Annotated in this window: 14 protein-coding genes; 6 read left to right on the forward strand and 8 right to left on the reverse strand. The window is 74.5% G+C overall.

Annotated features, from left to right (window positions below):
• From F6X68_RS21240 to F6X68_RS21255, 4 genes are all read left to right on the forward strand, one after another.
• The coding region (locus tag F6X68_RS21240) for a condensation domain-containing protein (RefSeq protein ID WP_151455932.1) at positions 1–2,028 on the forward strand (2,028 nt) is incomplete at its 5' end.
• Positions 2,025–3,056, forward strand: coding sequence for an MBL fold metallo-hydrolase (locus tag F6X68_RS21245; protein WP_151455933.1), 1,032 nt, complete (start codon positions 2,025–2,027; stop codon positions 3,054–3,056). The genes F6X68_RS21240 and F6X68_RS21245, both read left to right, overlap by 4 nt.
• A gap of 82 nt (positions 3,057–3,138) precedes the next feature.
• Positions 3,139–3,771 carry a hypothetical protein gene (locus F6X68_RS21250; RefSeq protein ID WP_151455934.1) on the forward strand — a complete coding sequence of 211 codons (633 nt, stop codon included), beginning with the start codon at positions 3,139–3,141 and terminating at the stop codon, positions 3,769–3,771.
• A 458-nt stretch (positions 3,772–4,229) separates the two neighbouring features.
• The gene (locus tag F6X68_RS21255; RefSeq protein ID WP_151455935.1) at positions 4,230–4,796 is read left to right on the forward strand and encodes a flavin reductase family protein; all 567 of its coding nucleotides are present in this window, start codon (positions 4,230–4,232) and stop codon (positions 4,794–4,796) included.
• Positions 4,797–4,926: 130 nt separating this feature from the next.
• Here F6X68_RS21255 and F6X68_RS21260 read toward each other — a convergent pair whose 3' ends face one another.
• The 3 genes from F6X68_RS21260 to F6X68_RS21270 are packed head-to-tail and all read right to left on the reverse strand — an operon-like array spanning position 4,927 to position 7,444.
• Positions 4,927–5,658, reverse strand: coding sequence for an ABC transporter ATP-binding protein (locus F6X68_RS21260; protein WP_151455936.1), 732 nt, complete (start codon positions 5,656–5,658; stop codon positions 4,927–4,929).
• Positions 5,631–6,467 (reverse strand): ABC transporter permease, encoded by an 837-nt coding sequence (locus tag F6X68_RS21265; protein WP_151455937.1) that lies wholly within the window; start codon positions 6,465–6,467, stop codon positions 5,631–5,633. The genes F6X68_RS21260 and F6X68_RS21265 overlap by 28 nt, the downstream gene beginning before the upstream one ends.
• Positions 6,464–7,444, reverse strand: a complete 981-nt coding sequence (locus tag F6X68_RS21270) for an aliphatic sulfonate ABC transporter substrate-binding protein (protein WP_151455938.1) — start codon at positions 7,442–7,444, stop codon at positions 6,464–6,466. Before F6X68_RS21270 ends, F6X68_RS21265 begins: the two co-directional genes overlap by 4 nt.
• A 190-nt stretch (positions 7,445–7,634) precedes the next feature.
• On the opposite strand from F6X68_RS21270, the gene F6X68_RS21275 reads away from it, so the two are divergent.
• Positions 7,635–8,798 carry an LLM class flavin-dependent oxidoreductase gene (locus tag F6X68_RS21275; protein ID WP_151455939.1) on the forward strand — a complete coding sequence of 388 codons (1,164 nt, stop codon included), beginning with the start codon at positions 7,635–7,637 and terminating at the stop codon, positions 8,796–8,798.
• Between the two features lie 75 nt (positions 8,799–8,873).
• Here F6X68_RS21275 and F6X68_RS21280 read toward each other — a convergent pair whose 3' ends face one another.
• From F6X68_RS21280 to F6X68_RS21295, 4 genes are all read right to left on the reverse strand, one after another.
• Positions 8,874–9,371: a DUF2231 domain-containing protein gene (locus F6X68_RS21280; RefSeq protein WP_151455940.1), complete on the reverse strand. Its 498-nt coding sequence runs from the start codon at positions 9,369–9,371 to the stop codon at positions 8,874–8,876.
• Between the two features lie 222 nt (positions 9,372–9,593).
• Positions 9,594–10,742, reverse strand: coding sequence for an endonuclease (locus tag F6X68_RS21285; protein WP_225852336.1), 1,149 nt, complete (start codon positions 10,740–10,742; stop codon positions 9,594–9,596).
• A gap of 171 nt (positions 10,743–10,913) precedes the next feature.
• Positions 10,914–11,573: a response regulator gene (locus tag F6X68_RS21290; protein ID WP_370518968.1), complete on the reverse strand. Its 660-nt coding sequence runs from the start codon at positions 11,571–11,573 to the stop codon at positions 10,914–10,916.
• Positions 11,570–12,859: a histidine kinase gene (locus tag F6X68_RS21295; protein WP_151455943.1), complete on the reverse strand. Its 1,290-nt coding sequence runs from the start codon at positions 12,857–12,859 to the stop codon at positions 11,570–11,572. Before F6X68_RS21295 ends, F6X68_RS21290 begins: the two co-directional genes overlap by 4 nt.
• A 162-nt stretch (positions 12,860–13,021) precedes the next feature.
• Between F6X68_RS21295 and F6X68_RS21300 the strand changes: the two genes are divergently transcribed.
• Positions 13,022–14,104, forward strand: a complete 1,083-nt coding sequence (locus F6X68_RS21300; RefSeq protein ID WP_151455944.1) for a PIN domain-containing protein — start codon at positions 13,022–13,024, stop codon at positions 14,102–14,104.
• Between the two features lie 123 nt (positions 14,105–14,227).
• Here the strand turns inward: F6X68_RS21300 and F6X68_RS21305 are convergent, their stop codons facing one another.
• Positions 14,228–14,995 (reverse strand): S1 family peptidase, encoded by a 768-nt coding sequence (locus tag F6X68_RS21305; RefSeq protein ID WP_225852337.1) that lies wholly within the window; start codon positions 14,993–14,995, stop codon positions 14,228–14,230.
• Positions 14,996–14,999: the final 4 nt, after the last annotated feature.

The following is a 14,999-nucleotide window of genomic DNA, read 5'->3' on the forward strand; positions in this document are numbered from 1 at the left end:
CTGTACGTCGGCGGGACCGGCGTGGCCCGGGGCTACCTCGACCGACCCGCGGCGACCGCCGCCGCCTTCCTGCCCGATCCTGGCCTGCCCGGGGCACGGGTCTACCGGACCGGGGACCTGGTCCGGGAACGGGGCGACGGGACCCTCGAGTTCGTCGGCCGCGTGGACGACCAGGTCAAGATCGCCGGACAGCGGACGGAGCCCGGCGAGGCCGCTGCGGAGCTGGCCATGCTGCCCGGGGTACGCCAGGCCACCGTCATCGCGCGGCACGACCGGGGCGACGAGCCGTACCTCGCCGCGTACGTCGTGGCGGACGACGACGGGGAACCGGCGGCGACCCGCGCGGAGCGACTCGCCGCGGTGCTCGCCGAGCGCCTGCCCGCACACCTCGTGCCCCGGGCCTGGGTGCTGCTGGACACCCTGCCCACCACGGACAACGGCAAGGTGGACCGGTCGCGGCTGCCGGCGCCCGCCGTGACGGGCGCCGCCGACCGGCCCCGCACCGCCATGGAGCAGCTCGTCCACGACTCCTGGTGCGCCGAGCTCGGGGTGGCCCGGCTGCCGGTGGACGTCCCCTTCTTCGCCGCGGGCGGTCACTCCCTGGCGGCCGTACGGTTGGCGAACCGGCTGACGGACCTGCTGGGCCTGACGGTCGGCACGCACCGGGTGCTGCGCAGCCCGGGCATCCGGGCGATGGCGCGGGACCTGGCGACCGCGGACGGCGGGTCCGAGGTCGTGGACCGGGCGCCGGCGACCTACCCGCAGGAACTGATGTGGCATCGCCAGCGGCAGGCCCCCGACCCGCCGGCCGTGCACATGGCGGTACGGGTGACCCTCGCCGGTCGGCTCGACGTGCCGGCCCTGCAACGGGCGGTCGACGGCCTGGTCGCCCGGCACGAGGCGCTGCGCACCCGCCTGGTGGAACGCGCCGGTGAGCTGGTCCAGGAGGTGCTCCCGGCCCGGCCGGGGACGCTGCCGGTGTGCGACCTCGCCGCCGACGAGGTCGAGCAGTGGTGCGTGCGGACCGGCCGCGAGCCCTTCCCGGAGGACACGGGACCATGGCTGCGGGCCCGGCTGGCGCGGCTGGACGAAGACGCGTGGGTGCTGATGCTGGTCGTGCACCATCTCTGTGGTGACGGCTGGTCGATGCTCCAACTGCTCGACGAGCTGGGAAGGGGCTACGCCGCGGAGACCGGCCAGGGTGCGGCCCCCGCCGCGCCCACGGCACGCTACGTCGACCACGCGCGCCGGCAACGGGCGACCGCCGTCCCGCCGGACGTCCTGCGGTACTGGCGGGACCAGCTCGCCGGAGCACCCCGCGCGGTGTCGTTCCCGGCCGACCGCCCACGGCCGGCGCGGCCGTCCGGCCGGGGCAGCGAGTTCACCTTCGACGTCCCGGCCGAGCTGACCGACCGCCTGACCGGCCTCGCCGAGCGCTGCGGCACGACCCTGTTCCCGGTCCTGGCCAGCGGGTACGCGCTGCTCGTACGCGAACTCACCGGCACTCGTGACGTGGTCCTCGCCTGCCCGTACGCCCACCGCGACCACCGCGAGGACGAGTCGGTCGTGGGCCTGTTCACCAGCCCGCTGCTGATGCGGCCCCCGCTGGCGCGCGCGGCGTCCTTCGCGGAGCTGACGGCGGGCACCGACCGGGTGTTCCTCGACGCGCTCCGACACCAGCCGGCGCCCCTGGCCGAGGTGTACGCGGCCCTCGACCCGCACTGGCGGGTCGGCATGCCGCCACCGGTCGCCACGACGCTGTTCGGCTGGAATCCGGGGATGCCGGAGGTGCGGCTGCCGGGGCTCGTGGCGCACGTCACCGACCAGGGGCTCGGCTGCGCCCGCCGGGACTACGCCACGGTCGTCACCCCGCACGAGGGCGGCCTGCGGGGCGTCGTGGAGTACTCCACGGACCTGTTCGACCGGTCCACGGTGGCGGCCTGGTGCGACCGCTTCGTCGCCATTCTCGTCGCGGCCGCCGACGAGGAGCCGGGGCAGGTCGCGGCGCGGACTATGGTCGGATCATGACCTCGGGCACCGGCAACTCCGACGACTGGACCACGCCCGGAACGTTCGAGGTCGCCCCCGGCGTCCACCGCGTGCCGCTGCCGCTGCCGAACGACGGCCTGCGCGCGGTGAACGTGTACGTCCTGCGCGACGACGACGGTCTCGTGCTCGTCGACTCCGGGTGGGCGATCGCCGAGGCGCGCTCCGCGCTCGACGCGGCACTCAAGGAGCTGGACTGCTCGCTGGGGGACGTGCGCCGGTTCCTCGTCACGCACGTGCACCGGGACCACTACACGCAGGCCGTGCACCTGCGCCGCGAGTACGGCATGCGGGTGAGCCTCGGCGCCGGGGAACGCGAGAGCCTCGCGGCGTCCATGACGCCGCACCGGAACCCGCTCGCCGAGCAGCTCGGCCACCTGCGGCTGCTGGGCGCCGGCGAGCTGGCCGACACCCTGGCGGGGTTGACCGGGTCGCGGCTGAGCACCGAGGACTGGGAACTGCCGGACGACTGGTTCCACGACGGTCAGCAGATCAGGCACGGCGAGCGCACCCTGCACGTCGTCGAGACGCCGGGCCACACGCGCGGGCACGTCGTCTTCCACGACACCGGCTCGCACCTGTTGTTCGCCGGTGACCACGTGCTGCCCACCATCACGCCCTCGATCGGCTTCGAGGCCGCACTCTCGGCGAACCCGCTCGGCGACTTCCTGGCATCGCTCGCGCTGGTGCGCCGGCGACCGGACGCGCGGCTGCTCCCGGCGCACGGGCCGGTGACCCCCAGCGTGCACGCGCGGGTCGACGAACTCGTCGCGCACCACGGCGCGCGGCTCGACGAGACGGAGGCCGCCGTGGCCCGGGGGGCGAGTTCGGCGTACGAGGTCGCTGCGCGGCTGCGCTGGACCCGGCGGGAGCACAGGCTGGCCGACCTCGACGTGTTCAACGCGATGCTCGCCGTCACCGAGACCGCGGCGCACCTGGAACTCCTGGTCGCCCAGGGCCGCCTGACCCGGTCCGACGTCGACGGGCTGCGCCGCTACGCCACCGCCTGACCCGCCGGGCCCCGCTCGCGCCGGACGCGTCGCGTGCGGCCGGGTCAGCGCGGGGCACCGGGGTGCCCCTACGATGCGGCGTATGGCGCTGTTGCACCGGGCGGAGATGCGCCCCACGAAGTTCGCACTCCTGGCGGCGTGGCTGCCCGGCCGACCCTGGTTCCAGGGGCCGGCCGGCGCCGACGTCGAGCGCGTGGCGGCCTACCGGTTCGACGACCCGGCCGGCGCCGTCGGCGTCGAGACGCTGCTCGTCAGGGCCGGCGACGGGCCGATCCACCAGGTTCCGCTGACCTACCGCGGCGCGCCCCTCGACGGCGGCGACGACTGGCTCGTCGGCACCACCGAGCACTCCGTGCTCGGCCGCCGCTGGGTGTACGACGCGTGCGCCGATCCCGTCTACGCCGCGACGCTGGCGGCGGCCGTCCTCGCCGACGCAGGGCAGGCGCAGGAGTACTTCGAGGCCGACGGCCAGCGGGAGTACCGCGAGCTGTCGATGACCATCGCCGGCAGCGGCACCCGGGGCGCCGAGGTCCCGCCCGTCGGCGCCGTGCGCCGCGTGGTCGAGGACGACCTCACCGTCATCGTCACCGACTCCGTGGAGTTGGCCGTCGTGCGCCGCCCCGACGGCGGCACCGCGTCGGAGGGCGCCGTGCTGACCGGCACGTGGAGCGGCCAGGCGAGCCCTCTGCCGCTGGCGTACGCCCGCCGGCGCTGACGGCCCGTACCGCCGGCTCGGGGCAGCGCGCCCACCCCTTCGGCCCACCGGCGGGCGAAGGGACTTGTATTCCTACTGATCCAGTAGGAAAATGGGGTCATGCCGCGCGTACCGTTGCTCACCTCCCGCCGGGTCGTCGACCTGATGCGGGTCGCCTCGCAGCTCTGTCCCGGTTCGCGCCCGGTGGCCTGACCGCCGATCGCGTCGCGCCCGACGGCCGCACCGGTCGGTTCCCCGGCTTCGTCGCCGCTCGGTGATCGCCACCTGCCCCCTCGACGCGGCCAGCGCGGCCACCCGTCGCGGTCGTCGACGACCCGCGGGGGCGGTTCCTGGTCCCGGCGCTTCCCGACTCCAGGATGCCGCCGTGGACCGAGGTCCGAGTGCCGTCGCTTCGTGCGGCCGGGGCCGGCGTCGCCGCTCTCACGATTCTCTGCCTGACTCCCCTCCGGAAGGTCCCGATGGTCATCGCGCGGTACGACACCGACCCCCTCGTCCGACAGTGGCGGGACGGCCCGGAGGGCGGGTGGACGGTCGACGCCGACGCCCGCGCGCTGCGCACGGTGCTGCGCCACCAGGCCAGCACCGTCACCGTGGTCACCGCGCCCGGCGCGCCGCCGGTCGGCTTCACCGCCACGTCGTTCACCTCGGTGTCGCTGGCGCCGCCGGTCGTGTCGTTCTGCGTGAACCTCGGATCGTCCAGCTGGCCGACCCTGGCCGGCGCCCGCCACGTGGCGGTGCACCTGCTCGCCGAAGACCAGCGGGAACTGGCCCGTACCTTCGCCACCAGCGGCATCGACCGGTTCGCCACCCCCACCCGGTGGCGTACCGGACCGGAGGGGGCGCCGATCCTCGGGGGCGTCCTGGCCTGGCTGCTCTGCCGGGTGGTCGACCGGGTGCCCGTCGGCGACCACGCCGTCGTGCTGGCCGAGCCGGAACTGATCCGGCACGCCGACGGCGGCTCGCCGCTGCTGCACCACCAGGGCCGCTACACCGGGGTCGACGGGGCGGGCCGAGAGGCCGCGTGACCCGGCTTCCCGCCGGTCGACCCGGATCGGCGCGAGCGGCCCCGGCCCCACCCGGATCTGCCGGGTGGGGCCGGGGGCCGTTGACGGATCTCCGTGGCGAGGACCGGCCGGTGCGGGGCCGGCGGCGCGGTCAGGCGGCCGGCACGCCGAGGCGGTCGAGCAGGTGGCGGCGCAGCGCGCCGAAGGCCGGCTCGTCCGGCGTACGCACCGACCCCAGGTCGACCGGGAGTTCCTCGGCGATGACGCCCCCTTCCAGCAGCAGGATCCGGTCGGCGAGCAGCAGGGCCTCGTCCACGTCGTGGGTGACCAGCAGGGCGGCGAAGCCGTGCTCGGCGCGCAGCCGGCGTAGCAGCCCCTGCATCCGCAGCCGGGTGAGCGCGTCGAGGGCGCCGAACGGCTCGTCGAGCAGCAGCAGGTCGGGTTCGCGGACCAGCGCCCGGGCGACGGCGACCCGCTGAGCCTGGCCGCCGGACAGCTCGGCCGGCCAGGCGCGGCGCCGGTCGGCGAGCCCGACCTCGGCCAGGGCCCGGTCGATCCGCCGGTCGGTGTCGGCGCCGGACAGGCCGAGCCCGACGTTCTCGGCCACCCGTTTCCAGGGCAGCAGCCGGTGCTCCTGGAACACCACGGCGGCCGTGCCGTGCACGGTGGTCCCGCCGGTGGCATCGCCGTCGAGGCCGGCGAGGATGCGCAGCAGGGTGCTCTTGCCGGAGCCGCTGCCGCCCAGCAGGGCCACCACCTCCCCCCGGGAGATCGCCAGGTCGACGCCGGCCAGCACGACCGAGGGGCCGAACGCCCGGCGTACGGCGTGGGCGGTCAGCACCGGCCCCGCGCCCGTCAGGTCGCCCGCAGCCCGCGACGCCATGTCAGCGTCCTCCTCTCCGCGACACGCAGCGCCAGGTCGGACGCCAGGCCGAGCAGCGCGTAGATCAGCAGGCCGAGCACGACCACGTCGGTCTGGCTGAACTCGCGCGCCTCCATCATCAGGAAGCCGATCCCGGTCTGGGCGTTGACCTGCTCGCCGACGACCAGACTGAGCCAGGCCGCCCCGATCGCCAGGCGTAGGCCGAGGAAGAGGGCGGGCAGTGCGCCGGGCAGCACCACGTGGCGCAGCCGGGCGGCCTGCCCCAGCCCGCACGTCCGGGCCGCCTCGACGAGGCGTTCGTCGATGTCCCGGATGCCGGCGTAGGTGTTGAAGTAGATCGGGAAGAACGCACCGAGGGCCACCAGGCTGATCTTGAGCGACTCGCCGATGCCGACCCAGATGATCAGGAGCGGCACCAGTCCCAGGTGGGGGAGCATCCGGGCCATCTGCACCGGGGGGTCGACGAGGTCGTCGCCGAGCCGGAGCAACCCTGCCACGGTGCCGAGCAGCAGGGCGAGACCCCCGCCGATCAGCAGGCCGACGCCGGCGCGGGTGAGCGAGTCGAACAGGTGGGTGGCGAGGATGCCGTCGCGGGACAGCCGCCACCCGGTGGCCAGCACGTCGCTCGGCGCCGGCAGCTTCTCGGGTGCCAGCAGCCCGATCCGGGCGGCCAGCTCCCAGGAGAGCACCAGCAGCACCGGGCTGGCGAGCCGGCGCCACCGCCGGGCCGGCTGCGCGGGCCGCTCAGGCCGCGTCGGTGCGGTCGCCGTGGCCGGGGCCGGGGCGTCGGCCAGCGTCGTACGGCTCACTGGAAGACCTCGTTGAACCGGCCGTCGACGCGGCCCCGGATGTCGACCGGCCCCGGGACGAGCTTCAGCGCGACGAAGCCGTCCGCGATCGCCTGGAGTTCGTCGCCGACGGCCGGGGTGACCGGGGACAGGGGCTTGGCGCTGCGGAGCAGGGCGCGTTCGGTGACGTCCTGCGCGATCTTCAACTCGGGCGCGAGGGTGCGGGCCCGCTCGTCGGGGTTGGCGATGCCCCAGTCCGTCACCGTCCGGTACGTCCGCAGGAACGCCCGGATGTCGTCCGACCGGTTCTGTACGGCGTCCGGGGCGGCCAGGACGTACTCCCGGTTGCTGGCGAGGCCGGTGGCGTCGGCGAGCACCCGGACCCCGGGCTGCTCGGCCAGGGCGAAGTACGGGTCCCAGATGATCCAGGCGTCGACCTGCCCGTTGTCGAACGCGGGCCGTCCCTCGGCGGGCTTGAGGTACTTGACGTTGATGTCGTCCAACGTCATCTTGTGCGCCGCCAACAGGCGCACGAGCAGCCAGTGCACGTTGGAGCCCTTGTTCAGGGCCACCGTCCTGCCGCGCAGGTCGGCGAAGGTGCGGTAGCCGCTGTCGTCCTTGACCAGCACCGCCTCGCCCTGCGGGACGGGCGCGGAGGTGCCGATGACGGAGAACGGGATCTTGGCCGCCGCGGCGAAGACGGGCGGCGCCTCGCCGACCTGCCCGATGTCGATCGAGCCGGCCTTGAGCGCCTCGGTGAGCGCCGGGCCGCTCTCGAACAACGACCACTCCACGTCGGGGGCGGCGTTGCGGGCCTTGACCAGGCTCAGTCCTCCGAAGCGCTGGTAGCCGATCCGAAGTGGGCCCTTGTCTCCGCCGGCCGCCGCGGACCCGTCGCCGCAGGCGCTGACGCCGCCGACCGCGACCAGTGCCACGGCGGTGAGCAGTGCCGTCACCAGGCGGTGCCGACGGGGGAGGGCCGTTCTGGGGGTTCGCATGACAGCTCCTACGGAGATGGACCTGGGGGCGCGACGGCACTGACAGCCGCCGGTCGCACTAAGCCTACTAACCCGATAGGTTTTATGGGTAGACTGTCGCCGGGATCGTCCCACCCCTCAGGAGCACCCGGCCGCCGGCCGCCTGCCCTGCCGCACCTCTTCTCGCCACCGCACTGGAGGAAAGATCCGGATGGCCCTCACCTTCCACTGGTTCCTGCCCACCTACGGCGACAGCCGGGACATCGTCGGCGGGGGCCACGGCGTGCCGGTCGGCACGGCCGGCGGCGCCCGCCCGGCGACCGTCGCCTACCTGGGCCAGATCGCGCGGACCGCCGAGCAGCTCGGCTTCGTCGGCGCGCTCACCCCGACCGGCGCCTGGTGCGAGGACGCCTGGCTGAGCACCGCCATGCTCACCGAGGTGACCGAGCGGCTGAAGTTCCTGGTCGCCTTCCGCCCCGGCCTGCTCACGCCCGCGCTGGCGGCGCAGATGGCCTCGACGTTCCAACGGCTCTCCGGCGGCCGGCTGATGGTCAACATCGTCACCGGCGGCGAGTCGCACGAGCAGCGCGCCTACGGCGACTTCCTGGACAAGGACGCCCGGTACGCGCGCACCGACGAGTTCCTGCACATCGTGCGGGCGCTGTGGCGCGGCGAGACCGTGGACCACGCCGGCGAGCATTTGCGGATCGCGCAGGGCCGGCTCAACCGGCTACCGGACCCGGTCCCGCCGATCTACTTCGGCGGCTCCTCCGCCGCCGCGCTGCCGGTGGCGGTGCGGCACAGCGACGTCTACCTCACCTGGGGCGAGCCGCCGGCCCAGGTGGCCGGCAAGCTCGACCGGGTCCGCGCGCTGGCCGCCGAGGCCGGCCGCGAACTGCGCTTCGGCATCCGGCTGCACGTCATCACCCGGGACACCGCCGAGGAGGCCTGGGCGCAGGCCCGCCGCCTGCTCGACGGCATCGCCGAGTCCGACCTGCGGGCGGCTCAGGCGGGGCTGCGCGGCAGCGAGTCCGAGGGGCAGCGCCGGATGCTCGACCTGCACGGGGGCTCCCGCGACGGACTGGAGGTCGCCCCCAACCTCTGGGCCGGCTTCGGCCTGGTCCGGGGCGGCGCCGGCACGGCCCTCGTGGGCAGCCACACGGAGGTGGCGGACCGGATCGCCGAGTACCACGCGCTCGGCCTGGACGAGTTCATCCTCTCCGGCCACCCGCACCTGGAGGAGGCGTACTGGTTCGGCGAGGGCGTGCTGCCGATCCTGCGCGCGCGGGGGCTGTGGCGGCACCCGGCCGGCGAGGCCCAGCCGGTGGAGCCGAGGAGCCTGCCGTTCGTCCCGGAACCCGCCGGCGCGCGGTGACGAACCCGCCCCCCGGCGGGCCGGGCCGGCTGGCCCACCGGCCTGCCCGGTCCGTCCGGGGCACGGGCGGACGGATCAGGCGCGGGCGCGGCGCGTGGAACGACGGGACAGGGAACTCGGCGCGTTGACGCCGGCGTTGTCGCTGACCCCGATGCCCAGCCGCTCGACCAGCTCGCCGCCGAGCCAGGCCGTCATCCCGGACAGGAGGATGCCCGCGAAGCTGCAGATCAGGGCCAGGGCGTTCGGCTCCCAGTTCGTCGCGGAGGCCCGCGCCAACCAGCTCACCGCGAACAGCAGCACGACGACGACGTTGCCGATGCCGTGGATCGCGCCCACCCGCTTGGCGCGGGTGCCGGACGGGATGGCCCGCCAGTCCGTGAAGCCGAAGACCGCCGCGAGCAGGCCGCCGATGACGCCGGCACCGATGGTGTACGCGGCGGAGATCTGGAATCCGGCGCGGTAGGTGATCAGGTACAGGATGTCGAAGATCACCGCCGTGGCGAGCAGTCCCAGCGGAAAGACGATCATCATGGGATGGATCCCGTGGCCCAACGCCTTGGCTCGACTCTCCACGGTGACCTCCCGACAGACGGATGCTGGCCGCGCGGGATACCCCGCTCGGGCGCGGGTACACCTATCAGTGCCTACCTTGTCGGTGGCCCAGGCTGCGGCGTCCCGTACGGCGAAGGCGGAACGCCCGCGTGCGGCGGATCCCACGGGCTAGGGCCGACTACCGCCCGCCGGTCGGCCGGTCCCCCGTCGGGGGACCGGCCGCGACACGCCGGTGGGGCGAGGTCAGCCCCAGATGGCGGTCGCCCACTCCGGGTGGTCGACGAACGGGTTCCGGTTGCCCTGCCAGCGCTCGTAGATCCGCTGGTTGCGGCGCTTCTCGAAGGTGTCCGGCGGGTCGGCCTGGTTCCACTGGAGCAGCACCGACATCTTGCCGTGGTACGGCGCGCTGCCGTTGTTGACCGACTGGTTCAGCTCCAGGTTGGGCCAGCCGTCGGTGCCCTCGTACCGGATCGCCATGTACATCAGCATGCGTGCCACGTCGCCCTTGACCGCGTTGCGCGGCTCCCACGAGTCGGCGTCGGTGTAGCAGCCCGGCGCCTCGGCGACGGGGCTGCCGCCGGTGTCGAAGTCCTTGTTGCCGCGCGTCGAGTTGACCGAGACGTCCTCCGGCCGGAGGTGGTGGACGTCCGTGCCCGGGCCGGTCGCGGTGCCGAAGTCGCCGTGCGACTTGGCCCAGACGTGCTCACGGTTCCAGTCGTTCACGCCGCCGCCGTTGCTGCTCTTGCTCTGGGACCGCCCGGTGTTGAGCAGGATGACGTTGTTGGTGTTGGCCGGGTCCTGGTCGGTGTCCTTCAGCGCCTCCCAGACCTGGTCGTAGGAGAGCTTCGTCTGCACCTTGATGATCGAGTGCAGCGAGCTGCGCAGCGCCGTGCCGGACTTGCCGATCGCGTTGGCGTAGTAGGTGGAGTCGTAGTCGCCGCCGGGCGCCGGGGTGGTCGTCGGGACCGGAGTCGGGGACTGGCTCGGCGATGGCGTGGTGCCGCCGAGGGTCATCGCCGTCGGGTTCTTCAGGCCGCCGTGGCTGAAGTAGGCGGTGAGCGCGCCGGTGGCGGTGATCCGCTGGCCCCGCAGGCCCGGGTTGGTGAGCAGCCCGAACGTGCTCCGGTAGGCGGCGGTGACCTGGACGTAGAGCATCCTGCTCGCGCCGGTCTCGGCGGCCGTGTCGGCGATCGCGATCGCGGTGTCGGCGGTGAAGCCGGACCTGAGCACCGTCGTGGTGCTGGTCGGCTGGCCGATGACGTAGCCGGTCACGGCGGCCGTCCGGCCGTCCTGCGCGGCAAGCGCCTGGGCCACGGTAAGGGGGCCGGCGGCCGACGCCGCCGCCGTCACCGCCACGGGCGCCACCAGGACGACGGCCAGCGCGAACGCCATCGCCAGCCTTCTGGGGCCCGAGCGGGTACTGCTCCTCGTATTCATGAGCAGCGATGCTAGCGGGGCGCGGGTGAACGGCGGGAGATCGGGACCGCAACTTTTCGGCGGGGCGGCCGCGCCTGCCCGGCGGACGGCCGCGCCGGAGGCGGCCACCGGTCGCGCCGGAGCCGGCTACCGGGGCGACGGGCCCGCGCGCAGGTAGGTGAGGGCCGCCAGCACCCGGCGGTTGGTGTCGTCGCTGGGCGGCAGGCCGAGCTTCGCCAGGACGTTGCCGATGTGCTTGCCGATGGCCGCCTCGGTGACGTGCAGCCGCGCGGCGATCGCCGCGTTGGAGTGCCCCTCGGCGAGCAGCGTCAGCACCTCGCGCTCCCGGGCGGACAGGGCCGCGAGCGGGTCGCGTGGGCGGTGCAGCAGCCGCCGCACCACGTCGGGGTCGACGACCGTGCCGCCGCCGGCGACCGTGCGAAGCTGCTCGGCGAACTCGGCGACCTCGGCGATCCGGTCCTTGAGCAGGTAGCCGACGCCCCGTCCGTCACCGCTGGCGAGCAGGGCGGAGGCGTACTCGGCCTGCACGTGCTGGCTCAGCACCATGACGGCGAGCCGCGACCGTTCGGCGCGTAGGTCGACGGCGGCCCGCAGCCCGTCGTCGTGCGGGCCGGGCGGCATCCGGATGTCGGTCACCACCAGGTCCGGCTCGTGCGCCCGGACCGCGTCCCGCAACTGCGGTGCCGTGCCGACGGCGGCGACCACCTCGAAGTCGAACCGGGCCAGCAGGCCGGCGAGGCCCTCGCGCAGGAGGACCTCGTCCTCGGCGAGCACGACGCGCGTCATCGGTGGCACGGCAACTCCACCCGGACGAGCGTGGGGCCGCCGGGCGGGCTGGCGAGCAGCAGCCGCCCGTCGGCCGCGGCGACCCGATCGGCGAGGCCGGTCAGGCCGGTGCCCCGCGCCGGGTCGGCCCCGCCGTGGCCGTCGTCGGAGATCTCCACGACGAGTTCGCCGTCGGCCTGGACGAGCCGGACCTCGGCCCGGGTCGCCCCGGCGTGCCGGACGACGTTGCCCAACGCCTCCGACACCACGAAGTACGCGGTGCTCTCGACGAGTTCGGGCAGCGGCTGCCCGAGGTCGGCGTGGACGGTGACCGGGACGGTGGCCTCGCCGGCCAGTTCCCGTACCGCGCCGGCCAGGCCCAGGTCGGTGAGGCTCTGCGGGCGGATGCCCTGCACGATCTGCCGTAGCTCGACCATCAGGTTCTTGGCCTGGTCGTGCGCCACGGCTAGCGGGGCGGCGGCGGGGGAGTCCTCGGGCACGTCCAGCCGGGCCAGACCCAGGTGGAGGGTGAGGCTGGTCAGCCGGGGCTGCGCGCCGTCGTGCATGTCGCGCTCGATGCGGCGGCGTTCGGTCTCGTACGCGTCGACCAGCCGGGCCCGCGAGCGGCTGACCTCCCGCAGGGCCGCCCCGTCGGCGGGCCGGCCGAGCAGCCACCGCGCCACCGCGCCCTGGGCCGCGGCGAGCACGCCGAGCCCGTACCAGAGCACCGGGAGGAGCAGGACCCCGAGGACGGCGTACGGGACGGCCTTGCCGGCCGTGTCGACGGTGGTCCAGACCACGATGACCTCGTCGGCGTCGCCGACCAGCCAGGGGCTGGCGACCAGCGTGAGGTCGAGCAGCACGAGCAGGGTGGACACGGCGTAGCCGAGCGGCACGACGCCGCCCAGCCAGAAGGTGTAAGCGACCTCCCGCCACGCGTCGGCGTCGGTGTAGCGCGCGGCCAGGCCCCGCCACCGGTACGCCGGCAACGGCCGCCCGTCCACGAGGCCGAGCCGCTGCCGTTCCACGGCGGTCACCGCGATGCTCACGACCGGGGCCGACGCCAGCACCGTCAGGGCACCGACGGCCAGGAACAGCACGAGGGGCAGCTCGACCGGGCGGTCCTGCCGGGCGGCGTTGACCGCGGCCAGCAGGGGTGCCCCGACGACGAGCAGCCCGACGGCGAGCACCCCGGCGACGGGGACGGTGGTGAACAGGTAGGCCAGCGCGCGCCACGGCCACGGGGAGAACAGGTATCCGGGCCGGCGCAGCGCCTCGGCCAGGCACAGGGGACGAGCTGTCGTCATGCCGCTGACGCTAACCGTGGGTGACGCGCCGACCCAGCCGTCTGGAGGTAGTTCCCGGGTAGGGCCAGCACTACCCGGTGGCCGGCCGACCCCGGCGGGCACCGCGCCATGCCAGGGGCGGACGCGACGGCGCGGCGCCCCGCCGGGGGTAGGCTGACCTGCGTGGATCACGAAGACCGCATCGCCCTCTTCCTCGACTACGAGAACCTCGCGTTGGGGGCCCGCGACCACCTCGGCGGCGTGGCCTTCGACTTCCGTCCCATCGCCGACGCCCTCGCCGAGCGCGGCCGGGTGGTGGTGCGCCGGGCGTACGCGGACTGGTCGTACTTCGACGAGGACCGGCGGATGCTCACGCGGTCGCACGTCGAGCTGATCGAGATTCCCCAGCGGATGGGGGCCTCGCGCAAGAACGCCGCCGACATCAAGATGGCCGTGGACGCGGTGGAGCTGGCCTTCGAGCGCGGGTACATCTCGACCTTCGTGATCTGCACCGGCGACAGCGACTTCACCCCGTTGGTCCACAAGCTCCGCGAGCTGAACAAGCGCGTCATCGGGGTGGGCGTGGAGAATTCGACCTCGGCGCTGCTGCCGCCCGCGTGCGACGAGTTCCTCTACTACGACCGGTTGGAGGGCGTCGACATCCCTCCCGCCCGGGTCCGGCGGGGCCGCCCGGCCCGCCTGCCCAGCCCCGACGTGCCGCGGGTGGAGCAGGAGCCGGAGCCCGAGCCGCAGCCGGCGGCCGAGGAGGCCGGGCGGGACGTCGACACGCTCGCCGTGTTCGTGGCGCAGACCGTCGCCGGCCTCCAGGGCAGTTCGAGCGGCGAGGTGACGGCCTCGACGTTGAAGCGCACCCTGCTGCGCAAGGACCCGACGTTCAGCGAGTCCGACTACGGGTTCCGCACCTTCGGGGAGCTCATGCGGCACCTCGCCCAGCACAACGTGGTCGAGCTGGCGGAGGGACCCGCCAAGGGCGACCCCGAGGTCTCCCTGCCCGAGCACGGCGACCGGGAGGTGGCGTTCGCGCTGCTCGGCTCGGTGGTGTCGGACCTCGCCGGAGACGAGGGCGCGGTGGCCCTCTCCGGGCTGAAGAACCAGCTGCGCCGGGCGCGGCCCGACTTCAGCGAGAAGAAGCTGGGTTACCGCAGCTTCCTCCAGTTCTGCAAGGCGGCCGCCACCAGCGGCGTCGTCGACCTGCGGTGGAGCCCCGAGGCCGACGACTACCTCCTCACCCCCCGGGCCGCCTGACCGGTTCCGGTCGGTGCCGGAGGGCGTCACCTCGTCGTGGGCGTCGCGACCACCGGCCGCGAGGGCTGACCCCGCCGTGCCCGGCCCGTCGCGCGGGGTCGGGCCGGGCACGCGGGTGGTCGGTCAGGGGACGGTCACGCCGTACGCGGCCAGGATCTCCATGATCGGCTGGTAGTAGGTGGTGCCACCGCTGGTGCAGTTGCCGCTGCCACCGGAGAGGATGCCGAGGACGGTGCCGGTGCCGGCGGCGTAGAGCGGCCCGCCGCTGTCACCCGGCTCAGCGCAGATGTTGGTGCGGATCAGGCCGGAGACGCTGCCCTCGGCGTAGTTGACGGTCGCGTTGAGCCCGGTGACCGTGCCGCAGCGCACCCCCGTCGTGGAGCCGCTGCGACAGACCGCCTGGCCGATGTAGGCGTTGCCGGCGCCGTTGATGGTGAGCAGGCCGGGGTACGTGTAGACGGCGCTGGGGTGGGCGACCAGGCTCGTGTAGCGGACCAGCCCGTAGTCGTTGCCGGGGAAGCTGCTGCCCGCCCGGCTGCCGAGGACGGTGGTCTGCGCGCTGTTGGCGTACCAGGTCGCGCCGACGGAGGTGCAGTGGCCGGCGGTGACGAAGTAGTAGGTGGTGCCGCTGCGGACGTTGGCGCCGAGGGAGCACCGGCCGCCGCTGTAGATCGCCTGCCCGCCGGCGATGAGGGTGCGCAGTTCGCCCGGCTCGTGCCGGAGCACCGCACCGGCCCGGGCGGCGGTCGCCCGCAGCGCGGCGACGTCCCGGGCGGAGACGGTGTCGTCGACGGTCAGGGTCATCCGGCCGGTGGCGGGGTCGAGCCCCCAGGCGGTGCCGGCGGTACGGACCTGCGCGAGCGCGGCCGCGGCGCGGCCGCGCTCGCGCAGGTCC

Source organism: Micromonospora sp. AMSO12t (assembly GCF_008806585.1).
GTDB lineage: Bacteria > Actinomycetota > Actinomycetes > Mycobacteriales > Micromonosporaceae > Micromonospora > Micromonospora reichwaldensis.